Genomic DNA, 21,241 nt, shown 5'->3' with positions numbered 1-21,241 from the left:
TCGAACTATGGACTGGTCTTAACCGCATTGCCAGCCGCGCGACGGGAGGCCTTCGGCCAGGGATTGTACGGGAATCCGAGAAACTGCTTATTCGTTTTGCCTGCAAGTTATGCTTGCCTTGCAAAGGCTTCGGCGCTTCACTGAGAGTGGGAGACCGGAGCGCTTTTCGCTTTACGCCGCATCGGGCGACAGCGCAACCTGACCGGAGCGAGGAGAAGGCGGCGGGTTCATTCAATGAACGACATAGCGTTTCTTTTGAACGGAACGCCAGTGACCGTGTCCGGCGAAAGCCCGACGCGGACACTTCTGGATTGGCTGCGCGAAACGCGCGGACTGACCGGAACCAAGGAAGGCTGCAATGAAGGCGATTGCGGGGCCTGCACGGTCATGGTGACCGATGGCGACGGCACCCGCGCGCTCAACGCCTGCATCCTGTTTCTGCCGCAACTCCATGGAAAGGCTGTGCGCACGGTGGAGGGCCTTGCCGGGCCAGCAGGCGAGATGCACCCGGTGCAGGCCGCGATGGTCGAAAATCACGGCAGCCAGTGCGGCTTCTGCACGCCCGGCTTCGTCATGTCGATGGCGACGGCGCACCGCAACGGCGCAACCGATCACGACGATTACCTCGCCGGCAATCTTTGCCGCTGCACCGGCTATGCGCCGATCCTGCGCGCGGCCGAGGCGGTTGCGGCCAGGCCGGTTCCGGGCTGGGCCGTGGATGTCCCGCCCAAGTCCGAAGGCCCCGCGCCCTTCGCGCCTGCCTCGTCGGACGAGTTGGCCGCGTGGTATCTCGCGCATCCGGACGCCACTCTGATCGCCGGGGCGACCGATGTCGGGCTATGGGTCACGAAGGAATTGAAAGACCTGCCCGAGGTCGCCTTCCTTCATGCCTGTGCAGATCTGCAACGGATCAAGGCCATCCCCGGCGGCTGGAAGGTCGGCGCCGGCGTGACCATCGCGGCGCTTCGCCGGGCGATGGCGGGACCGCACCCGGCCCTTGCCGAACTCTTGCGGCGCTTTGCCTCCGAACAGGTGCGCGGCGCGGCAACGATCGGCGGTAACATCGCCAACGGCTCGCCCATCGGCGATGCCCCACCGGCCCTGATCGCGATGGGGGCGGTGCTGCATCTCCGCCGGGGCGACGAGCGGCGCGAGATGCCGCTGGAGCATTTCTTCCTCGATTACCGCAAGCAGGACCGCCGTCCGGGCGAGTTTGCCGAGGCGGTGACGATCCCCGAAACGGCACCGGGCCTTGCCTGCTACAAATTGTCGAAAAGGTTCGATCAGGACATCTCCGCGGTCTGCGGCTGCTTCAGTGTCGGTCTTGAAGGTTCGAAAGTGGCAAGCGCACGGATCGCGTTCGGCGGCATGGCGGGCATTCCGAAGCGCGCTTCGGCGGTCGAGGCGGCGCTGGTCGGGCACGACTGGACGCTCGCCACGATCGAGGCGGCCCTGCCCGCCTTCGCCACGGATTTCACCCCGATGACGGACATGCGGGCCTCGGCCTCGTACCGGCTTGAGACGGCTGGAAACATGCTCCTGCGCTATTTCCACGAAAGGTCTGGCGCGCCAGTATCGGTGCTGGAGGTGGAGGCATGAGCGTCGCGAAACCGCTTCCGCACGATTCCGCCGGGCTCCATGTGACGGGTTCGGCCCGCTATATCGACGACGTGCCCTTGCCGGCGAACGCGCTGCACCTGGCCTTCGGGCTCTCGACCGTGGCGCATGGCGAGATCGTCTCGCTCGACCTCGATGCGGTCCGGTCCGCGCCGGGGGTCGTCGCGGTCTGGACAGCGGCGGATCTGCCCTTCGCCAACGATGTCTCGCCGTCGATTCACGATGAGCCGCTCCTCGCCACGGGCACGGTGCATTACGTCGGCCAGCCGGTCTTCCTGGTGATCGCGGACAGCCACCTCGCGGCGCGCAAGGCCGCGCGGCTGGGCCGGATCGAGTACCGGAACCTGCCGGCGATCCTGACCGTCGATGACGCGATGGCGGCGGACAGCCGGTTCGAGGGCGGTCCGGTGATCTGGTCGAAGGGCGACGCGGCGAAAGCCATCGCATCCGCGCCGCGCGTCATCGAAGGCCGCTTCGAGATGGGCGGGCAGGAGCATTTCTACCTCGAAGGCCAGGCGGCGCTGGCGCTGCCGGCCGAGGGTGGCGTGATCGTCCAGTCCTCGACCCAGCATCCGACCGAGATCCAGCACAAAGTGGCCGAGGCAATCGGCCTGCCGATGAACGCGGTCCGGGTGGAGATCCGCCGCATGGGCGGCGGCTTCGGCGGCAAGGAGAGCCAGGGCAACGCCCTCGCCGTCTCCTGCGCGCTGGTGGCGCGGCTTCTCGGGCGGCCCGCGAAGATGCGCTATGACCGCGACGACGACATGATCATCACCGGCAAGCGCCACGATTTCCGCATCGCATACCGGGCCGGCGTCGATGCGGAGGGCCGCATTCTCGGGATCGAGTTCCTGCAGCTTGCCCGCTGCGGCTGGGCGCAGGACCTGAGCCTGCCGGTCGCCGACCGGGCGATGCTTCATGCGGACAACGCCTATCACCTTGAAAACGTGCGGATCGAGAGCCACCGGCTGAGGACCAACACCCAGTCCGCGACCGCCTATCGCGGGTTCGGCGGGCCGCAGGGGATGATCGGGATCGAGCGGGTGATGGACCATGTGGCGCATGCGCTCGGGCTCGACCCGGTCGCGGTGCGGAAGGCGAATTTCTATGCGGATGCATCGGATGCTTCGCTCGCAGCAGATTCCGGTGAAGTGACCACGGGAAGCGAAAGCGTCCTTCCGCCAGATGCGAGCGCTACGTCGCGCGGGGCAGCGGCACTCGTGGACAGCCATGCGCCGATGCCAAAGGCGGGAGGACACCAGACGACGCCTTACCACATGCCGGTGGAGGATTTCATCCTGAACGGGCTGGTCGCAACGCTGGAGAGATCGAGCGAATTCGAAGCGCGTCGGGAAGCGGTTGCCGAATGGAACGCGGCAAATCCGATCCTGAAGAAGGGGATCGCGCTGACACCGGTGAAGTTCGGGATTTCCTTTACCCTCACGCATCTCAATCAGGCCGGCGCCCTCGTCCATGTCTATTCGGACGGGTCGATCCATCTCAACCACGGCGGGACCGAGATGGGCCAAGGCCTGTTCCGCAAGGTCGCGCAGGTGGCGGCGGCGGGGTTCGGGGTGGATGCGTCCGTGGTGGCGATCACTGCGACGGACACCGCCAAGGTGCCCAACACCTCCGCCACGGCGGCTTCCTCGGGGTCCGATCTCAACGGCATGGCGGTGAAGGCCGCCTGCGACACGATCCGCGAGCGGATGGCGGCGTTCCTGGCCGCCGAGCATCAGACCCTGCCCGCAAAGGTGCATTTCGAGGAGGGCAAGGTCTTCGTCGGCGGCGCGGAGATGACCTTCGCCGAGGCGGCGGCGCGGTGCTACCAGGGACGCGTGAGCCTGTCCTCCACGGGGTTCTACGCGACGCCGAAGATCACCTGGGACCGCAAGGCGGGACGCGGGCGGCCGTTCTACTACTTCGCCTATGGTGCCGCCGTCAGCGAGGTTGTGATCGACACGCTGACCGGGGAAAACCGCATCCTGCGCGCCGACATCCTGCATGATTGCGGGACGAGCCTGAACCCCGCGATCGATATCGGCCAGATCGAGGGCGGCTATGTGCAGGGCGCCGGCTGGCTGACGACGGAGGAACTGGTCTGGGACGACAAGGGCCGGCTTCGCACCCATGCGCCGTCGACCTACAAGATTCCGGCCTGTTCGGACCGGCCGCGCATCTTCAATGTGTCGCTCTGGGACGGGGCCAACCGGGAGGAGACGATCTACCGGTCGAAGGCGGTGGGCGAGCCGCCCTTCATGCACGGGATCTCGGTCTTCTCGGCCCTGTCGAACGCCTGCGCGGCCTGCGGCCCGCACTACCCCGACCTGCAGGCGCCGGCGACGGCGGAGGCCGTGCTTGCGGCGGTCAGGCGCGCACGGGGGGCGGCACAATGAGCTTCGATCTTCAGGCGCTGGCACGGGCCGTCGCCCGCGAGGGCCGGGTGGCGCGGGTCGTGATCGCCAACCGGGCCGGGTCTACGCCGAGGGAAGCCGGGACGGCGATGCTGGTCTGGGCGACCGGCCAGGAAGGCACGATCGGCGGCGGCGCCCTGGAATATGAAGCCGCCAAACAGGCGCGAGCGGCACTTGCCACCGGAGACCGGCTGGACAAGGTGCCACTCGGTCCGAATATCGGCCAGTGCTGCGGCGGAGCGGTGCTCCTCCTGACCGAAATCTGGGACACGGAGCGGATTCGGGGCATCGAGGATGCGGTCGTGCGGCCCATGCCGGGTTTTGACGGCGAAGCCCCGCTGAAGGTCGTCAAACGTCTGCGCGCGGCCCGGAACGGGACTCGAACGCTGGTCGCGGAAGCCATCCAGGGCTGGATGATCGAACCCCTGACCGTGCCCGCGCGCGAGCTCTGGATCTGGGGCGCGGGCCATGTCGGCCGGGCGCTGGTCGCGGTGCTCGCCCCCCTGCCCGGCCTGCGGGTCACCTGGATCGACACCGATGCGGGCCGTTTTCCGGACACGGTGCCTGACGGCATTGTTCAGCATGTCGCCGCAAACCCGGCCGATCTGGTTGCCGGGGCACCGGCCCAAGCCGAGCACCTCATCCTGACGTTCTCCCACGCGCTCGACCTCGAGCTTTGCCACCGGCTTCTAAGTCACGGGTTCGGCAGCGCTGGCCTGATCGGCTCGGAGACCAAATGGGCGCGGTTCCGGTCGCGGCTGAGGGCACTCGATCATTCGGACGCCCAGATTTCGCGCATCCGCTGCCCGATTGGCGATCCTGGCCTCGGGAAGCATCCGCAGGCGATTGCCATCGGGGTCGCGGCCGACCTACTGAAAGACAAAAGCGCCAGACATAATAACGAGGAGCGCGCGGGATGACAGGGGATGTGTTGCTAAGCGTCGAGGGGATCAGCAAGTCCTATCCCGGCGTGAAGGCGAACGATGACGTCTCGTTCCGGATCGGCGCGGGCGAGGTCCACGCGCTTCTGGGCGAGAACGGTGCCGGCAAGTCGACGCTGGTCAAGATGATCTACGGCCTGGTGAAGCCCGACGAGGGGCGGATGACCCTGCGCGGAGGCACCTATGCGCCGTCCGAGCCGCGCGAGGCGCGGGGCCTCGGCGTCGCGATGGTGTTCCAGCATTTCAGCCTCTTCGACGCGCTGAACGTGGCGGAGAACGTGGCGCTCGGCATGGACAACCCGCCGCCGATGCGGGAACTCGCGGGGCGTATCCGCGAAGTCTCGGAGGGATACGGCCTGCCGCTGGACCCGTCACGGCTGGTGGGCGATCTCTCCGCCGGCGAGCGCCAGCGGGTGGAGATCGTGCGCTGCCTCTTGCAGGATCCGAAACTCCTGATCATGGACGAACCGACCAGTGTGCTGACGCCGCAGGAGGTGAACATCCTCTTCGGCACGCTCCGGCAGCTCGCGGCGGAGGGGACGTCGATCCTCTACATCAGCCACAAGCTCGAGGAGATAAAGGCGCTCTGCGACGAGGCGACGATCCTGCGCCGGGGCAAGGTCGTCGGCACCTGTACCCCGCGCGATAAATCGGCGCGCGAGATGGCCGAGATGATGGTGGGTGCGACGCTCAACCCGCCGGAGCGGGCGGCGGCCGAACCGGGGCCGGTGGCCCTGAAGGTCGGGGGCCTCAGCGTCGCGTCGCCGAGTGCGTTCGGGACAAGCCTCAAGGATATCTGGTTCGAAGTGCGGCAAGGCGAGGTCCTGGGCATCGGCGGCGTCGCCGGGAACGGGCAGGACGAATTGCTGCTGGCGCTTTCGGGCGAGATCCGGACGGCACCGGACAGGATCCAGATCCACGGTCGCGGTATCGGCCATCTCGGCCCGAACGACCGCCGGAAGGATGGCGTCTGCACGGCTCCGGAGGAGCGGCTTGGCCATGCCGCCGCGCCGGATATGAGCCTGATGGAGAACGCGCTTCTCTCAGGTTCGGTGCGCAAGCATCTGACGAGGAGGGGATTCATAGACTGGCCACAGACGCGGGCCTTCGCAGAGGACGTCGTCGAGACGTTCGACGTGCGGACCCCCGGCATCGGCACGGCGGCGCGGGCGCTTTCGGGCGGCAACCTCCAGAAATTCGTCCTCGGCCGCGAGATCATGCAGGAGCCCGAGGTGATCGTCGTCAACCAGCCGACCTGGGGCGTCGATGCGGCGGCGGCGGCCTTCATCCGGCAGGCGCTCCTCAATCGGGCCTCGGCCGGCGCGGCAGTCGTGGTGATCAGCCAGGATATCGACGAGATCATGGAGATCGCCGACCGTTTCGCCGCCCTCAACGAAGGCCGGCTGTCGGACCCGGTGCCGACGAAGGGACTGACCATCGACCAGATCGGCCTGATGCTCGGCGGAGCGCATGGCATGCATGAAGCGGAGGTGCACCATGCTCATTCTTGAAAAGCGCCCGACACCGTCGCGGTTCTGGGCCTGGGGCACGCCGTTCCTTGCCGTGATCCTGACGATGATCGCGGGCGGGCTGATGTTCGCGATTCTCGGCAAGGACCCGTTCGAGGCGATCAGGACGATCTTTTGGGATCCCCTCTTCAACGCGCAGTTCGCGGCCTATTCGCGGCCGCAGCTTCTGGTGAAGGCGGGGCCCTTGATCCTGATCGCCATCGGCCTGTCGCTGGGTTTCCGCGCCGGGATCTGGAACATCGGCGCCGAGGGGCAGTACATCATGGGCGCGGTCTGCGGCGCCGGGGTGGGCCTTGCCTTGTATCCGCTGGAGGCGTGGTTCATCTTCCCGCTGATGGTGATCGCGGGCGCGATTGGCGGGCTGATCTGGGCGATGATCCCGGCGATCCTGAAGACGCAGTTTCGCACCAACGAGATTCTCGTCTCGCTTCTCCTGGTCTACGTGGCCGAGAACATCCTCGCCTCCATGTCGCTCGGCCTCCTGCGCAATCCCGAGGGGGGCGGATTTCCGGGGTCGCGGAACCTTGGCCAGTATCCATCGGCGGCGAACCATGAACTGATCGCGGGGACCGGCATGCATTGGGGCGTCGTCGCGGCCTTCATCGCGGTGATCGCGGCCTATATCCTTCTTCAGCGCCATATCCTCGGATTCCAGATCAAGCTCGCCGGGCAAGCCCCTCGTGCCGCGCGCTTTGCCGGGGTCAGCCCGAACAAACTGGTGATCCTCTGCATGGGGATATCGGGCGCGCTCGCCGGCCTCGCCGGGCTGTTCGAGGTCGCGGGACCGGCCGGACAGATCTCCATCGACTTCAACTCGGGCTACGGATTCACCGCGATCATCGTGGCGTTCCTCGGCCGTCTGAACCCGATCGGCATCCTTCTGGCCGGCCTTCTGATGGCGCTGACCTATATCGGCGGAGAGCTGGCGCAGTTCATGCTCGGCCTGCCCTCTGCCGCGATCCAGGCGTTTCAGGGGATGCTCCTTTTCTTCCTCCTCGCGGTGGATCTTTTGTCCAACTATCGCATCCGGTTCCCGTTGCTCATGAAGGAGGCTCGCTGATGGATTTCTACGGGATCAATCCGGCGGTCCTGATCGCCTCGCTGATGGTCGCCTCGGTGCCGATCATGTTGGCCGCGATCGGCGAACTGGTCGTCGAGAAGGCCGGCGTCCTGAACCTCGGCGTCGAGGGAATGATGATCATGGGCGCGATCTGCGGTTTCATCACCGCAGTCCACAGCGGAAGTCCACTCCTGGGTTTTCTCGGTGGGGCGGCAGGAGGGGCGGTGCTGAGCCTCGTCTTCATCCTCCTGACGCAGGTCTTCCTTGCCAATCAGGTGGCGACGGGCCTCGCGCTCACGCTGTTTGGGCTCGGCCTCTCCAGCCTGCTCGGGCAGGGCTACAACGGCATCAAGCCGCCGCCGACAGGGGTCTTGCCGCTCGGACCGCTGGCCGACATTCCCTTCTTCGGCCGGGTACTCTTCACCCATGACTGGATGGTCTATGGCTCCATCGCGGTCGTCGCGGCGGTCTGGGCGGTGCTGAAATATACCCGCGCCGGCCTGATCCTGCGCGCGGTCGGCGAAAGCCACGACGCGGCGCATGCGCTCGGCTACAAGGTCGTGCGCATCCGGGTGCTGGCGATCCTTTTCGGCGGCGCGATGGCCGGTCTCGGCGGCGCCTATGTCAGCCTGGTCCGGGTGCCGCAATGGACCGACGGGATCACCGCCGGCGCGGGATGGATCGCACTGGCCATCGTCGTCTTCGCGAGCTGGAGGCCCTGGCGGGTCCTGGTCGGCGCCTACCTTTTCGGCGGCATCTCGGTCCTGCAGCTCAACCTTCAGGCCTCGAACGCGTTCCCGATCAGGATCCCGGTCGAGTACTTGGCAATGTCGCCCTATCTGATAACCATCATCGTTCTGGTCATCATGTCCTCTGGCCGTGGCCGGGCGAGCCTGAACGCCCCCGCCGCCCTTGGCCAGAACTTCCACGCCTCGCGCTGAGGCCACGCAACCACGGGGGCAATGCCCCGACCAACAGGAGAGAAAAGAGAATGAAACGAAGAACGCTTCTTGCGACCGCCGCCCTGGGTTTCCTCGCGTTTGGCGGCGCCGCTCAGGCGCAGATGGACCACGTCAAGGCCTGCTTCGTCTATGTCGGCCCGATCGGTGACGGCGGATGGACCTACCAGCACGATCAGGGCCGGCTGGCCGTCGAGGCGGAGTTCGGCGACAAGGTCGAGACCGCCTTTCAGGAGAGCGTGCCCGAGGGCGCGGATGCCGAGCGGGTGCTGACCCAGATGGCGCTTTCCGGCTGCAACATCATCTTCACCACGTCCTTCGGGTACATGGATCCGACCAACGCGGTGGCGGCGAAATTCCCCAACGTGATGTTCGAACACGCCACCGGCTACAAGCGCGAGCATCCGAACGTCTCGACCTACAACGCCCGCTTCTATGAGGGCCGCGCGGTGCAGGGCACGATTGCGGGCCGTATGACCAAGTCGAACAAGATCGGCTACATCGCCTCGTTCCCGATCCCCGAAGTCATCATGGGGATCAACTCCTACTACGTGCATGCCAAGAAGGTGAATCCGGATGTCGAGCTTTCGGTGATCTGGGCCTATACCTGGTTCGACCCGGCGAAAGAAGCGGACGCCGCCAAGGCGATGATCGAGCAGGGCGTCGACGTGATCGCGTCGCATACCGACTCGACGGCACCGCTCGCGGAAGCGGCGAAGACCAACGGCGCCGTGATCGGCTTCGGCCAGGCTTCGGACATGGCCGAATACAAGCCCTCCCCGCGGGTCTCGTCGATCGTCGATAACTGGGCCCCCTACTACGTCAAGCGCGTCGGCGCCCTTCTCGACGGGTCTTATGAACAGATCGACGCCTGGGAAGGTATCGCGGGCGGAGAGGTGCTGATCGGCGAGATCACCGACGCGGTGCCGGCCGACGTCAAGGCCGAGGCCGAAGGCGTCCGCGACGCGATTGCGGCGGGAACCTATCACCCCTTCACCGGCCCGCTCAACAAGCAGGACGGGTCGGCCTGGCTCGCCGATGGCGAGGTCTCGGACGACGGCACGCTTCTTGGCATGAACTTCTTCGTCGAGGGCATCAGCGGCGAGATTCCGCAGTAAGCCGGCCCAAGTCTCTACGCACGTGCAGGCCGCGTCGCGCGGCCAGCGGCCCCGCGCCAAAAGCGCGGGGCTTTGCTTTTCCCGGCCCGCGTCGCGGCATTTCCGGCCTTGCCCCCTCCACGCGGGGCTTTGACACAGATCATAAACACATTCGCACTTTCATATATGATGCTGATTCGACGCCGGGTTCCGGCTGTCATGCTGGGGAGGAACAGCTAATGGCACATATCGTCGTTCTCGGGGCGGGGCTTGGCGGCTCCATCATGGCTTACGAACTCGCCGACCAGATCCGCAAGGAAGACAGGATCACGGTCGTCACCAAGGATCCGCTCTATCATTTTGTCCCGTCCAATCCCTGGATCGCGGTCGGCTGGCGCAAGCGCGACGACATCACGGTCGATCTCACCGAGGCGATGAAGAAGAAGGGCATCGCATTCAAACCGGTCGCGGCCGAGAAGCTGCACCCCGAGGAGAACCGGCTCGACCTCGTCGACGGCACCTCGATCGACTACGACTACCTGATCGTGGCCACCGGCCCGGAACTCGCCTTCGACGAGATCGAGGGGCTAGGCCCGCACGGCGGCCACACCCAGTCGATCTGCCACATCGACCATGCCGAAATCGCCGGCGAGAAGTTCGAGGAGTTCTGCAAGAACCCCGGTCCCATCATCGTCGGCGCGGTTCAGGGCGCGTCGTGCTTCGGGCCGGCCTACGAATTCACCTTCATCCTCGATACCGAGCTCCGCCGCCGCAAGATCCGCGACAAGGTGCCGATGACCTTCGTCACCTCGGAACCCTATATCGGCCATCTCGGCCTCGACGGGGTGGGCGATACCAAGGGCCTTCTCGAAGGCGAGATGCGCAACCATCACATCAAGTGGATAACCTCGTCGCGCGTGAAGAAGGTCGAGGACGGCAAGATGGTGGTCGAGGAGATCGCGGATGACGGCTCGGTCAAGGCCGAGAAGGAAATGCCCTTCGGCTTCGCGATGATGCTGCCGGCCTTCCGCGGCATCAAGCCGCTCATGGGGATCGAGGGGCTGTCGAATCCGCGCGGCTTCACCATCGTCGACGAGCATCAGCGCAACCCGAAATACCCCAACATCTTTGCCGTCGGCGTCTGCGTCGCGATCCCGCCGATGGGGCCAACCCCGGTTCCCTGCGGTGTGCCGAAGACCGGCTTCATGATCGAAAGCATGGTGACCGCGACCGCGCACAACCTCGGCCAGATTCTGCGGGGGCAGGAGCCGGACAGCGTCGGCACCTGGAACGCTGTCTGCCTGGCTGACTTCGGTGACAGCGGTGTGGCCTTCGTCGCCCAGCCGCAGATTCCGCCCCGCAACGTCAACTGGGCGTCCTCGGGCAAGTGGGTGCACCTCGCCAAGATCGGGTTCGAGAAGTACTTTCTGCGCAAGGTCAAGAAAGGCACGTCCGAGCCCTATTACGAGAAGGCCATGATGAAGATGCTCGGCATCGACAAGCTGAAGGAAGTCCACAAGGGCTAGGCACCCTCCGCCGGCGGATCAGCTTTCGCCGGCGACATCCTTGTGCACGATGACATCGCATTGGGGATAGGTCGCGAGGATCTGCCGCCGCAGCCCGGCGCCGATCGCGTGGGCGTCGCGCAGGGACTGGTCGCCGTCGAGCTCGATATGGATGTTCACGAAGACGCGGCTGCCGGCCATCCGCGTCTTGAGATCATGAAATCCCTTCACGCCGGGCCATCCCCCTGCGATGGCGGCGATCCCATCGATGAGGGCCGGGTCGGCGCGCCGATCCATCAGCGCGTCCCAGGCCCCCTTGCCGATCCGTAGCGATCCGATCACCAGCATCGCCGCCGCGGCAAGCGCCACGACGCTGTCGACCTGCCCCACCCCGAACTGTTGCGAGATCCAGAGCGCCCCGATGGCGCCGATCGACGGCATCAGGTCGGACATGTAGTGGAGCGAATCCGCCGCGACGACCTTGCTTCCCGTCTTCCTGGCCACCCGCCTCTGCCACAGGACCAGGGCCAGCGTCAGGACGATCGAAATGGCCATGACGACGATCCCACCCTCCTGCCCCATGAGCGGCGCGGGCGCGTCGGAGAGAAGCCGGCGCACCGCCGACCATCCGATCACCCCGCCGGAGATCAGGATGAAGACGGACTGTGCCAGCGCCGCCAGATCCTCGACCGAGGTATGGCCGAAGGCGTGGTCCTCGTCCGCCGGCCGCGCCGCATAGACGATGGCCATCAGCCCCCCGACCGACATCATCAGATCGAGCGCGCTGTCGGCAAGGGAGGCCGCGACGGACAGCGATGCGGTGGTGCCGAGTGCCCAGAGCTTCAACCCGACCAGAACCAGCGCGACCGCGACCGAAGCGATCCCAGCCGAGAGGTTCAACCCCACGCTCCCCGTCCGTTCGTTCATCGCATCAGCTCCGCCGCCCCGACCGGGCCGTCCTTAACCGCTCTTCCCAGCGACGGCCAGACGCACTTATTCGCGGAGCTCTCCCGCGCCAACGCCCCAGAGCGCGGCTTTCGCGACCCAGCCCTTCTCGCCGCCGGCGCTGATGCGGCACCAGTCCGGCAGGCATTCGCCAAGCCGGCCGATCACGCCGGCCTCGGCCTGGGCGACGACCGGCGATTCCGCGTCGGGTCTCGTCCGGAGCGCGGTGCCGTCCGCCTCCACCATGACGGTGCGCACCCCGGACAGCAGGCTGTAATAGATCCAGCCGCCCTGCCCCTCGTTATCCTCGACCCGGCGCCAGTGGCCGAATTCGGCCGTGACACGCAACGGCATGTCGCGATGGCGGAACACCCAGTCGATGCGGTGCTCAAGGCTCGGACCGCGACGGACGTTGCCTTCCGACGCCTTCAGCGACACGAAACGTGGCAGCGGCAGGTTCGTCACCGCCCCCCGCGAAGCGCCGCCGGCATCGGCCCCGGCCTGCGACGCCACAAGCGCCGCGATGATTGAGATCGCCGCGAAACCCGCCCGCAGGAAGGACCGCCTGACCGCCCGATTGCCCATATGCCGCCTGTTTCTGTTGCCGCGCGCCCGAAGGCGTCTTTCGGGGCTTGTGACTTGCCCCGTTGCGCTGCACTTTGCCAATATGAACGCGCCTATGGAAGAGAGGAGAAGCTCCGGATGGGATCGCAGCGTCTGAGTGTTGTCGTCACGCGACGCTTGCCCGAGGTCGTCGAGACCCGGATGAAGGAACTTTTCGATGTCGAGCTGCGCGACCCCGACACGAAGATGACCCGCGAAGAGCTGGCCGCCGCGATGCGGCGGGCCGATGTGCTGGTGCCCTGCGTCACCGACCCGATCGACGCGAACCTCCTGGCCCAGGCCGGTGAAAAGCTCAAGCTCATTGCCAATTACGGCGCCGGGGTCGATCATATCGACATCTCTTCCGCCCGTCAGCGCGGGGTTCTCGTCTCCAACACGCCGGGCGTGGTGACCGAGGATACCGCCGATATGACGATGGCGCTTATTCTCGCCGTGACCCGCCGCATTCCCGAAGGGCTCGCCGTCATGCAGGCTGGCACGTGGCAAGGCTGGGCACCGACCGCGTTCATGGGGGGCCGCGTCGGCGGCCGCAGGCTCGGCATTCTCGGGATGGGACGGATCGGCACCGCCGTGGCGCGCCGGGCGCGGGCCTTCGGGATGCAGATCCACTACCACAACCGCAAGCGCCTGCGCCCCGAACAGGAGGCGGAGGTCGAGGCGACTTATTGGGAAAGCCTCGACCAGATGGTCAGCCGGATGGACGTCATCTCCATCAACTGCCCGCACACGCCCTCGACCTTCCACCTTATGAACGCGCGGCGGCTGAAGCTGATGAAGCCCACGGGCGTGATCGTGAACACCTCGCGCGGCGAGGTCATCGACGAAAACGCACTGACCCGGATGCTGCGCGCGGGCGAGATCGCGGGCGCGGGCCTCGACGTCTACGAACACGGGGTCGAGATCAATCCGCGCCTGCGCGAGCTGTCGAACGTGGTGCTACTGCCCCACATGGGATCGGCCACGCTCGAAGGCCGGATGGAGATGGGCGAGAAGGTGATCATCAACATCAAGACCTTCGCCGACGGCCACCGGCCGCCCGACCTCGTCGTTCCCGGCATGCTCTGAGCCGATGCCGGCAGGATCGCTTCTGGCCCTGATCCTCATCTTCCTTGGCGGCGTCGCCATCGCCGTGCAGGCCCCGATCAACACGGCCCTTGGCCGGTCGATCGGCAGCGGGCTTTCCGCCGCCGCGGTGTCGTTTGGCGTCGGGTTCGCGGCGCTGGTCGTGGTCTCGCTGGCCACGTCGGGCGCGGCCCCCTTCACTAAGGCGGCCGGCGTGCCCTTGTGGCAGCTCGCCGGAGGCCTTCTGGGCGCCTTCTATGTCTGGTCGGTGATCTACGGCCTTTCCGGGCTCGGCGTGTTGACCGCTCTTGTCGCGCTCATCCTCGGGCAACTTGGCGGTGCGCTGGTCCTCGATCACATCGGCGCGTTCGGACTTGCGACCCAGCCCGTCTCGTTCCGCCGCGTCATCGCCGTCGGTCTCGTCGCGGCGGGGCTTCTGTTGTCCCGCAGCTAGAGCGTCAGCACCGTCGAGCCGGTCGTCGCCCGCGCCTCCAGCGCCCGATGTGCGTCGGCGACCTGATCGAGCGGGAAGCGCTGGCCGATGTCGATCTTCACCGCCCCCGACAGGATCTTGGAAAAGAGCCGTCCGGCCATCTCCTGACAGGTCGAATGATCCGCGATATGATTGAAGACCGTCGGCCGCGTGATCTTCAGCGAACCTTTCGCGGCAAGGGTCATGATGTTCAGGGGCGGCACCGGCCCCGACGCCGAGCCGAAGGAGATCATCATCCCAAACGGCCGAAGGGAGTCGAGCGAGCCATCGAACGTATCCTTGCCGACCGAATCCATCACCACGTCCACGCCGCGCCCGCCGGTGATCTCGCGCACGCGGGGGGCGAAGTAGCCGATCCGGTAGTTGATCGCATGGCTGGCCCCGTGATCGAGCGCCATCTGGCACTTGGCGTCGGTCCCCGCCGTGGCGATGAGGTTGATGCCCTCGGACCGCGCCCACTGGCAGGCGATAAGCCCGACCCCGCCGGCAGCGGCGTGAAAGAGTACCCAGTCACCTTTCTTGAGAGGCGTCGTGCGGTTGAAGAGGTAGTCGACCGTCAGCCCCTTCAGCATCGCGGCCGCCCCCGTCTCGAACCCGATGCCGTCCGGCAGCCGGCAGACCTGCGCGGCGGGCATCACCCGCGCCTCGGCATAGGCGCCGGGGGGGGTCGAGGCATAGGCGACGCGGTCGCCGACCGCCAGATGCATGACGCCCTCGCCCACAGCCTCGACGATGCCTGCCGCCTCCATTCCGAGCGCGGCGGGCATGTCGAGCTTGTAGAGACCCGAGCGCTGGTAAACGTCGATGAAGTTGAGCCCGCAAGCCTTCTGCGCGATCCGCACCTCGCCGCGTCCGGGGTCGCCGACCGGCCAGTCCGCTATCTTGAGAACCTCCGGGCCGCCCACGCTTTCGATGATGACCGTCCGCGCCATGCCGCATCCTCCCCTCTGTTCCGCTCTACATGCAGATGTAAGCGCCCGCACCAGACAGGTCGAGCGGTTTCGGTGCAGACGGACTGCCATCGCAGAGAACGAGAGCATTTTCGGGAGCGGGTCCCACATCACCCGGAAGTGGTCACATTCGGGCCCAATTCCGGTGCGATGGAACCCATTGTTGACCATTGGGGCCTTACCGATGTCGAAAGCTTTTCTTGCGGCCTTTGCCGTGATCACCGCCGGCGCCGCCGGCGCCGTCGACTATATCAACCAGGCAAGGGTTGCGGGTTCGGCGCCGGGCCGGTTCGCAGCGGGCGCCTATGTCGCCACCATCCCGGCCCGGCTCACCGGTCAGCGGCAGGCAGCCGAGACCCCGGCGCTTCGCGGCAATCTTTCGACGACGGCGGCCCGCGATCCTCTGCCAGAGGCCACCGAAGGCGGGACGAGGGGCGAATTCGACCCCGGCGAGATCAAGGAAGATCCTGCGCTGACGGCACTTGACGTCCCCCTCGCCGGCATTGCCGGTGTGGAGCCCGACCTCGACACGGAGCCGGAAACCGTCTCCTCGATCAAGGAGGCTGCGGCGCTGCCTGCCGACGGCGCCGCGCCGGACGGAAGCAGGGGAATTTGGGGCATGATCTCGGGCGTTCTGGGGGGTGGCGACCGCAATTCGGACCCCCAATCGGCGCCATCGGAGGTGACGGTCAAGCGCATTGGCGGGTCGAACTGCACGCTCTCGGACGGCGTCAAGCGGTGCAGCATCGGCGGCGACTGACCTCCGCACTCCCCCTCATGTCGTTTTTCCGCCCGTTTAGGTCGGGCTGACCTTTCCGCGTTTTTCCGGCTCTGGCAGATAAGGTTCAATTCCAAGCATCCGAGGAGTCGGCCCGATGAAGACCCATGTCAAAGCGCTTGTCGTCGGCGGCGGTGCCGTCGGAACCGGTATCGCCTACCATCTCGCCAAGGCGGGCTGGGACACGATGCTCCTTGAGCGGGACGAACTGACGTCCGGCTCCACCTGGCACGCGGCGGGGCTTCTGCCCTTGTTCAACATGTCCTTCGCGACAACGCATATCCACAAGTACTCGGTCGACTTCTACAAGTCGCTTGAGGCGGAGACGGGACTGAACGCCGGGTTCGCGGTCGTCGGCAACCTCCGTATGGCGCAAACCGATGCGCGGATGGACGAATACATGCTCTATTCGTCCGTGGCCGAGACGGCCGGCGTCTACCACGAGTTCCTCACCCCGAAGGAGATCAAGGAGCGCTGGCCGCTGGTGCGGACCGATGACCTGAAGGGCGCCCTCTTCCATCCCCAGGACGGCTATATCAACCCCGCCGACGTGACCCAGGCGATGGCCAAGGGCGCGCGCCAGCACGGTTGCACGATCGAGCGCAAGTGGCAGGTCGACGCCTATCACTGGACCGGGTCGGAGTGGCAGGTCACCTGCACCAAGATGGTGGAAAAGGGCGGCAACCTCGTCCCCTCGGACGAGCAGGTCGTGATCATCGCCGAGCATGTCGTGACCGCGACCGGCAACCACGCCCAGCGCACCGCGCGGCTTCTCGGGATCAAGATCCCCGCGATCCCGGTCGAGCATCAGTATATCGTGACCGAGCCGGACCCGATGCTCCAGGAATGGCGCAAGGCCGGGAACCCGGAACACCCGGTCCTGCGCGACGCCGACGCCAAATGGTATGTCCGTGAAGAGCGCGGCGGCTGGATCCTCGGCCCCTATGAGCGCAATGCACCCGCCCGCTTCCTATACGACGTTCCGGAATCGTTCCGCGCCGACCTCTTCCCGCTCGACCTCGAGCGGATCGAGGAGGAATACATGTCGATGATCCACCGTCTGCCGTCCTCGGAAACCGTCGGCCTCAAGGACGATTTCAACGGCCCGATCTGCTACACGCCGGACGGCAACCCGCTGGTCGGCCCGGCGCCGGGCCTGCGCAACATGTGGCTGGCCGAAGGGTTCAGCTTCGGGATCACCGCCGCAGGCGGCACCGGCTACTACCTCGCCCAGATGATGGTGAACGGTGAGGCCGAGATCGACATGGCGAGCCTCGACCCCAAGCGCTACGGCTCGTGGATGACGACCGAATATGCCGCGCGGAAGAACGAAGAGTGCTATGAGCACGTCTTCATCCTCCACCACCCGGACGAGGAGCGCGAAGCCTGCCGCCCCTTGCGCACCGCGCCGGTCTATGACCGCCAGAAGGCGCTCGGCGCGCAATTCGGCCAGGTGAACGGTTGGGAACGCCCGAACTACTATGGGCCGAAGGACGCGCCCGCCTCGTTCGACCACGATGCGCGGTCGTTCCGCCGCGGCGCGTGGTGGCAATATGCGGTGGACGAGGCCAAGGCGATCCGCGAGACCGCCGGCCTGATCGACGCCACAGCCTTCACCAAGCATACCGTGCGCGGCCCGGGCGCGACCGAATTCCTCGACTGGTTCACCTGCAACGCGCTGCCCAAGGTCGGCCGCATCAACCTGACCTATGCGCTGACCGATGCGGGCACGACGCGCACCGAATACACGATCGTCCGCAATGGCGAGAACGACTACTACCTCGTCTCCGCCGGCGCCTGGACGGCCTACGATGCGGATTACCTTCGAAAATCGGCCGAGGATTTCATGGGCCGGGGCGGCGGTCACATCGACATCCACGACGTCACAACCCAATGGGGCGTCTTCGCCATCGCCGGCCCGAAATCGCGCGACATCCTGAAGGAGGTCATCAAGGATGCCGAGCCGGACACCGCGCTGTCGAACAAGCGCTTCCCCTGGCTCTCGGCCCGCAGAATCGAGCTTGGCATGTGCCCGGTCAACGCGATCCGCGTGGCCTATACGGGTGAGCTTGGCTGGGAACTCCATCACCCGATCGAGATGCAGCGCTATCTCTGGGATCTGCTTCTGGCCGCCGGTAAGAAGCACGGGATGAAACTTGTCGGCGCCCGTGCCCAGAACTGGCTGCGCCAGGAGAAGTCCTACCGCGCCTTCGGCACCGAGCTTGGCCGCGACGCGACGCCCGCCGAGGCCGGTCTCGACCGCTTCATCGACCTCGCGAAGGATTTCCGGGGCAAGCAGGCGATGATCGACACTGGTGTGCGCTCCAGATGCGTGACGCTTCTGATCGACGGTCCGGAGGACACCGATCCCTGGGGCAAGGAAGCGATCCTGAAGGACGGCAAGAAGGTCGGCCGTCTGACCTCGGGCGGTTACTCCGTCGCCCTCGGCAAGCAGATCGGCATGGGCTATGTCAGCCCGGAACTGGCCGAGGTCGGCACCAGGCTCAAGATCCGCATGCTGTTGAAGGAATGGGATGCCGAGGTCGTCGAGGACAGCCCCTTCGACCCCGCGAACGAGCGCATCCGCGTCAACGGCTGACCCCGGTGGGAAGGCCGGGGGCGCTGCCCCCGGACCCCCGGGATATTTCAGGCAAGATGAAGGGGCCGGGAGACCGGCCCTTACGCTTTCGCGGCGGCGAGTTCATCCCAGCAGGCAAGCGCCGAGGCGGAGTACATCAGCGTCGGGCCGCCGCCCATCTGGATCGCCATCGCGAGGACGTCGCCGAGTTCCTCGCGGGTGGCACCCGCCTTCATCAGCGCCTCGACATGGAAGTTGATGCACGGCGCGCAGCGCAGCGCGACCGCCATGCCGAGTGCCACATATTCCTTTTCCTTGACCGAGAGCGGCCCGTTGTCCTTCACCGCCTTCGAGAGCGCCGAGAAGCCGGCCGTCGCGGCGGGCGCGGTCTTGTAAAGCTCCCGCAGTTCGCTGCGGGTGTCGTTGATCTGGTCGAGATAGCTCATGACGGTCTCCGGATTGGGGTCGTCTGGCCATCGCATGGGGCGCAACGCTCCGGCCTTGACCTCCGTCAAGTCATTCCGATTTGGGAATATGACGCCGCGTCAGAGCCGCCGGCGGGCGAGCCATGCCGCCCAATCCGCCTCGGTCCCTGCAAAAGCGTTCAGGTCGGCCGCGCCCGCGATGCCGGGCACGACGCCGGTGCCGGTATATTGCCAGAAGCTCCACCTCTGGCCGGGGAAGGTGCCGCGCGGATGACCGGCGACCGAGCGCAGCCAGAATTCCTCGCCCCGGAGCCGGCCGAGATCGTTGTCGCGCCAGAAATCGACGGTGGTGTAGATCAGCGGGCGCTGGCCGAAATGGCTGCCGACCATGCGCTGGAACGTGGCGATCTCGGCGCGGACCGTCTCGGGGTCGGGGCGGGTGCGGCAGGTGCGCGAGGCGTGGTTCCACTCGATGTCGAGGACCGGCGGAAGGGCACCCGCCGCGCGCGGGACATGGGCGATGAACCAGCGGGCCTGTTCGGCGGCGGGGCGGCAGAGGTAGAAGAAGTGATAGGCGCCGCGCGCGACGCCTGCCCGCGCGGCCGACCGCCAGTTCGCCCGGAAGGCCGGATCGGCCACGTCGCCGCCCTCGGTCGCCTTGATGAAGGCGAAGGCGACGCCGGAACGCGCGACACGCGGCCAGTCGATCCCGCCCTGCCAGCGCGAGACATCGACGCCGTGAACCGGGTGGTGTGCAGGGGTGATGCCGCTCCAGTCATAGGGATCGAGATCGCTGAACCGGTTGGGAATCCCGGACACCTTGCTGTTGCCACCGCCACAGGCGGTCAAGGCAGCAAGGGCCACGATCGCAAGTCCGCGTCCGATCTTTCCCATCAGCCCGTCCCTCGTTCTCTGGCGAGAAGAGGATGTCACGCGAAGCGTTTCGGCGAAAGGGCCGTAATGGTTTCCGCATCGATTTCCGGCGAGCCGCCGCCAAGCAGATCGGCCGCGAGCCGGCTCGCCGCCGGCGCGGTCTGAAAGCCATAACCGCCCTGCCCGGCGAGCCAGAAGAACGACGGCACCGCCGGGTCCGGGCCGATCACCAGCACCCGGTCGGGGGCGAAGGTTCGCAACCCCGCCCAGGAGGCGAGAAGCCGGGTCACCGGTTCGGTCACCATCTCCTCGTACCGCGCCAGCCCTTCGGCGAGAACCATGTCGTCGGCCCAGGCGTCGTGCGGATGGCTCGGATGCTCCTCGGCCGGCGAGACGATGAGCGCACCGGCATCGGGCTTGGCATACCACGTCTCGCCCGTGCCCATCATCATCGGCCACCGCGCGGGATCGTGGCCCCCGGGGGCCGGGATCCGCGCCATCGAGCGGCGGAGAGGGGTGAAGCCCAGTGGCGCAAGGCCCGCCATGGCCGCCACCTCGTCCGCCCAGGCACCACCGGCGTTCACAAGGATCCGACCCTCGTGATCGCCGGCAGGGCTCGTCACGCGCCAGATGCCGCCGTCGCGAACGATGGCGGTGACGCGCGCGCGGGTCAGGACCTGGCCGCCATTGGCTTTCGCCTCCCGGACGAAATTCTGGATCAAAAGGTCGGTGTCGATGTCCCAGGCGTGATCGGCATGTGCCGCCAGCGCGACCTTCGCCCGATCGAGGATCGGCACCATCGCCTGCGCCTCGTCTACCGGGATGTCATGAAGACCGAGCACATCGCAGTCGGCTGCGAACGGCGCGGCCTCGTCGGCGCCCGCGACCAGGAGCAAGCCGCGCGGGCTCAGCACCCCGCCATTGGCATGACGGTGATGGTCCTCGCTCGCCCGCGACAGGGCGACGACGGGGGCGAGGCCGTAATTCGGCTCGAAGAGCGCGGCCGAGCGGCCGGAGGCGTGATGGGCGAGGTGATCCTCGGCCTCCAGCACAGTGACCGAGCCCAGATGCGACAGCCGCGCGGCCGCCGAGATGCCGGCAATGCCGCCGCCGATGATCAGGAAATCGTTCGTCATGCGCGGCACTCTGGCATGGCGCCCGAGCCAAGGGAAGAACCCGCGTCAGAAGAGCGGACGGAGCGTCGGCGAGTTCGGAGAAAAAGTGCGGGCGCGGTGAGAAGGCCGATACCGGCGGAGTGAGCGGGCGGACGCCCTGTCGCGCCGGTATCGTCCGACGGCAGGTGGACCGACAAGGCGTCGACAGCCCTGACTGCCGGCCCGGCGGAGATCATGTGGATCGTCGCCGCGCCGGCTGGCCCCGGCCAAAGGCCC

The 21,241-nt window shown here is 66.6% G+C and carries 18 protein-coding genes; 12 read left to right on the top strand and 6 right to left on the bottom strand.

Annotated features, from left to right (window positions below; translation table 11 throughout):
- The first annotated feature begins 234 nt into the window (after window positions 1-234).
- From V5734_RS06285 to V5734_RS06250, 8 genes are all read left to right on the top strand, one after another.
- Window positions 235-1,599 (top strand): xanthine dehydrogenase small subunit, encoded by a 1,365-nt coding sequence (locus tag V5734_RS06285; protein WP_347312650.1) that lies wholly within the window; start codon window positions 235-237, stop codon window positions 1,597-1,599.
- Window positions 1,596-4,013, top strand: a complete 2,418-nt coding sequence (xdhB, locus tag V5734_RS06280; RefSeq protein ID WP_347312649.1) for a xanthine dehydrogenase molybdopterin binding subunit — start codon at window positions 1,596-1,598, stop codon at window positions 4,011-4,013. Before V5734_RS06285 ends, xdhB begins: the two co-directional genes overlap by 4 nt.
- On the top strand, window positions 4,010-4,951 hold the full coding sequence (gene xdhC, locus V5734_RS06275) for a xanthine dehydrogenase accessory protein XdhC (protein ID WP_347312648.1): 942 nt from the start codon (window positions 4,010-4,012) through the stop codon (window positions 4,949-4,951). Before xdhB ends, xdhC begins: the two co-directional genes overlap by 4 nt.
- A complete protein-coding gene (locus tag V5734_RS06270; protein ID WP_347312647.1) occupies window positions 4,948-6,483 on the top strand; it encodes an ABC transporter ATP-binding protein in 1,536 nt (511 codons plus the stop codon). Before xdhC ends, V5734_RS06270 begins: the two co-directional genes overlap by 4 nt.
- The gene (locus V5734_RS06265; protein WP_347312646.1) at window positions 6,470-7,561 is read left to right on the top strand and encodes an ABC transporter permease; all 1,092 of its coding nucleotides are present in this window, start codon (window positions 6,470-6,472) and stop codon (window positions 7,559-7,561) included. Before V5734_RS06270 ends, V5734_RS06265 begins: the two co-directional genes overlap by 14 nt.
- Window positions 7,561-8,502, top strand: a complete 942-nt coding sequence (locus V5734_RS06260) for an ABC transporter permease (RefSeq protein WP_347312645.1) — start codon at window positions 7,561-7,563, stop codon at window positions 8,500-8,502. Before V5734_RS06265 ends, V5734_RS06260 begins: the two co-directional genes overlap by 1 nt.
- A gap of 50 nt (window positions 8,503-8,552) precedes the next feature.
- The gene (locus V5734_RS06255) at window positions 8,553-9,638 is read left to right on the top strand and encodes a BMP family ABC transporter substrate-binding protein (RefSeq protein WP_347312644.1); all 1,086 of its coding nucleotides are present in this window, start codon (window positions 8,553-8,555) and stop codon (window positions 9,636-9,638) included.
- A 218-nt stretch (window positions 9,639-9,856) separates the two neighbouring features.
- Complete coding sequence (locus tag V5734_RS06250) at window positions 9,857-11,143, top strand: NAD(P)/FAD-dependent oxidoreductase (RefSeq protein WP_347312643.1); 1,287 nt, start codon at window positions 9,857-9,859, stop codon at window positions 11,141-11,143.
- Window positions 11,144-11,161: 18 nt separating this feature from the next.
- On the opposite strand, the gene V5734_RS06245 is transcribed toward V5734_RS06250, so the two are convergent.
- On the bottom strand, window positions 11,162-12,049 hold the full coding sequence (locus tag V5734_RS06245; protein WP_347312642.1) for a cation diffusion facilitator family transporter: 888 nt from the start codon (window positions 12,047-12,049) through the stop codon (window positions 11,162-11,164).
- A 66-nt stretch (window positions 12,050-12,115) separates the two neighbouring features.
- On the bottom strand, window positions 12,116-12,652 hold the full coding sequence (locus tag V5734_RS06240; protein ID WP_347312641.1) for an SH3 domain-containing protein: 537 nt from the start codon (window positions 12,650-12,652) through the stop codon (window positions 12,116-12,118).
- 117 nt (window positions 12,653-12,769) lie between these two features.
- On the opposite strand from V5734_RS06240, the gene V5734_RS06235 reads away from it, so the two are divergent.
- Window positions 12,770-13,756, top strand: coding sequence for a 2-hydroxyacid dehydrogenase (locus V5734_RS06235; RefSeq protein WP_347312640.1), 987 nt, complete (start codon window positions 12,770-12,772; stop codon window positions 13,754-13,756).
- Window positions 13,757-13,760: 4 nt separating this feature from the next.
- Window positions 13,761-14,207 (top strand): DMT family transporter, encoded by a 447-nt coding sequence (locus V5734_RS06230; RefSeq protein ID WP_347312639.1) that lies wholly within the window; start codon window positions 13,761-13,763, stop codon window positions 14,205-14,207.
- Here the strand turns inward: V5734_RS06230 and V5734_RS06225 are convergent.
- On the bottom strand, window positions 14,204-15,178 hold the full coding sequence (locus V5734_RS06225) for a quinone oxidoreductase family protein (RefSeq protein WP_347312638.1): 975 nt from the start codon (window positions 15,176-15,178) through the stop codon (window positions 14,204-14,206). The two genes, V5734_RS06230 and V5734_RS06225, sit on opposite strands and share 4 nt — an antisense overlap.
- 202 nt (window positions 15,179-15,380) lie before the next feature.
- Here V5734_RS06225 and V5734_RS06220 point away from each other — a divergent pair, with 202 nt between their 5' ends.
- Together V5734_RS06220 and V5734_RS06215 are read left to right on the top strand one after the other, a co-directional pair.
- The gene (locus V5734_RS06220) at window positions 15,381-15,956 is read left to right on the top strand and encodes a hypothetical protein (protein WP_347312637.1); all 576 of its coding nucleotides are present in this window, start codon (window positions 15,381-15,383) and stop codon (window positions 15,954-15,956) included.
- Between the two features lie 115 nt (window positions 15,957-16,071).
- Entirely contained in the window at window positions 16,072-18,573 is a 2,502-nt protein-coding gene (locus V5734_RS06215; RefSeq protein WP_347312636.1) for a GcvT family protein, read from the top strand.
- An 80-nt stretch (window positions 18,574-18,653) separates the two neighbouring features.
- On the opposite strand, the gene V5734_RS06210 is transcribed toward V5734_RS06215, so the two are convergent.
- The 3 genes from V5734_RS06210 to V5734_RS06200 all read right to left on the bottom strand — a co-directional run bounded on the left by V5734_RS06210 (window position 18,654) and on the right by V5734_RS06200 (window position 20,986).
- The gene (locus V5734_RS06210) at window positions 18,654-18,998 is read right to left on the bottom strand and encodes a carboxymuconolactone decarboxylase family protein (RefSeq protein ID WP_347312635.1); all 345 of its coding nucleotides are present in this window, start codon (window positions 18,996-18,998) and stop codon (window positions 18,654-18,656) included.
- 99 nt (window positions 18,999-19,097) lie between these two features.
- Complete coding sequence (locus V5734_RS06205; RefSeq protein WP_347312634.1) at window positions 19,098-19,871, bottom strand: glycoside hydrolase family 25 protein; 774 nt, start codon at window positions 19,869-19,871, stop codon at window positions 19,098-19,100.
- Window positions 19,872-19,906: 35 nt separating this feature from the next.
- Window positions 19,907-20,986, bottom strand: a complete 1,080-nt coding sequence (locus V5734_RS06200; RefSeq protein WP_347312633.1) for an NAD(P)/FAD-dependent oxidoreductase — start codon at window positions 20,984-20,986, stop codon at window positions 19,907-19,909.
- Window positions 20,987-21,241 lie beyond the last annotated feature (255 nt).

The sequence above is a fragment of the Defluviimonas sp. SAOS-178_SWC genome, from assembly GCF_039830135.1.
Lineage (GTDB): Bacteria > Pseudomonadota > Alphaproteobacteria > Rhodobacterales > Rhodobacteraceae > Albidovulum.
Note: the sequence above shows the minus strand (reverse complement) of the source record. Positions and strands in the feature narration are given on the sequence as shown.

Excerpts from the sequence above, each read along its gene's own strand:
- V5734_RS06285 (WP_347312650.1), top strand. The coding sequence starts at position 235 with ATGAACGACATAGCGTTTCTTTTGAACGGAACGCCAGTGACCGTGTCC.
- xdhB (WP_347312649.1), top strand. The coding sequence starts at position 1,596 with ATGAGCGTCGCGAAACCGCTTCCGCACGATTCCGCCGGGCTCCATGTG.
- xdhC (WP_347312648.1), top strand. The coding sequence starts at position 4,010 with ATGAGCTTCGATCTTCAGGCGCTGGCACGGGCCGTCGCCCGCGAGGGC.
- V5734_RS06270 (WP_347312647.1), top strand. The coding sequence starts at position 4,948 with ATGACAGGGGATGTGTTGCTAAGCGTCGAGGGGATCAGCAAGTCCTAT.
- V5734_RS06265 (WP_347312646.1), top strand. The coding sequence starts at position 6,470 with ATGCTCATTCTTGAAAAGCGCCCGACACCGTCGCGGTTCTGGGCCTGG.
- V5734_RS06260 (WP_347312645.1), top strand. The coding sequence starts at position 7,561 with ATGGATTTCTACGGGATCAATCCGGCGGTCCTGATCGCCTCGCTGATG.
- V5734_RS06255 (WP_347312644.1), top strand. The coding sequence starts at position 8,553 with ATGAAACGAAGAACGCTTCTTGCGACCGCCGCCCTGGGTTTCCTCGCG.
- V5734_RS06250 (WP_347312643.1), top strand. The coding sequence starts at position 9,857 with ATGGCACATATCGTCGTTCTCGGGGCGGGGCTTGGCGGCTCCATCATG.
- V5734_RS06245 (WP_347312642.1), bottom strand. The coding sequence starts at position 12,049 with ATGAACGAACGGACGGGGAGCGTGGGGTTGAACCTCTCGGCTGGGATC.
- V5734_RS06240 (WP_347312641.1), bottom strand. The coding sequence starts at position 12,652 with ATGGGCAATCGGGCGGTCAGGCGGTCCTTCCTGCGGGCGGGTTTCGCG.
- V5734_RS06235 (WP_347312640.1), top strand. The coding sequence starts at position 12,770 with ATGGGATCGCAGCGTCTGAGTGTTGTCGTCACGCGACGCTTGCCCGAG.
- V5734_RS06230 (WP_347312639.1), top strand. The coding sequence starts at position 13,761 with ATGCCGGCAGGATCGCTTCTGGCCCTGATCCTCATCTTCCTTGGCGGC.
- V5734_RS06225 (WP_347312638.1), bottom strand. The coding sequence starts at position 15,178 with ATGGCGCGGACGGTCATCATCGAAAGCGTGGGCGGCCCGGAGGTTCTC.
- V5734_RS06220 (WP_347312637.1), top strand. The coding sequence starts at position 15,381 with ATGTCGAAAGCTTTTCTTGCGGCCTTTGCCGTGATCACCGCCGGCGCC.
- V5734_RS06215 (WP_347312636.1), top strand. The coding sequence starts at position 16,072 with ATGAAGACCCATGTCAAAGCGCTTGTCGTCGGCGGCGGTGCCGTCGGA.
- V5734_RS06210 (WP_347312635.1), bottom strand. The coding sequence starts at position 18,998 with ATGAGCTATCTCGACCAGATCAACGACACCCGCAGCGAACTGCGGGAG.
- V5734_RS06205 (WP_347312634.1), bottom strand. The coding sequence starts at position 19,871 with ATGGGAAAGATCGGACGCGGACTTGCGATCGTGGCCCTTGCTGCCTTG.
- V5734_RS06200 (WP_347312633.1), bottom strand. The coding sequence starts at position 20,986 with ATGACGAACGATTTCCTGATCATCGGCGGCGGCATTGCCGGCATCTCG.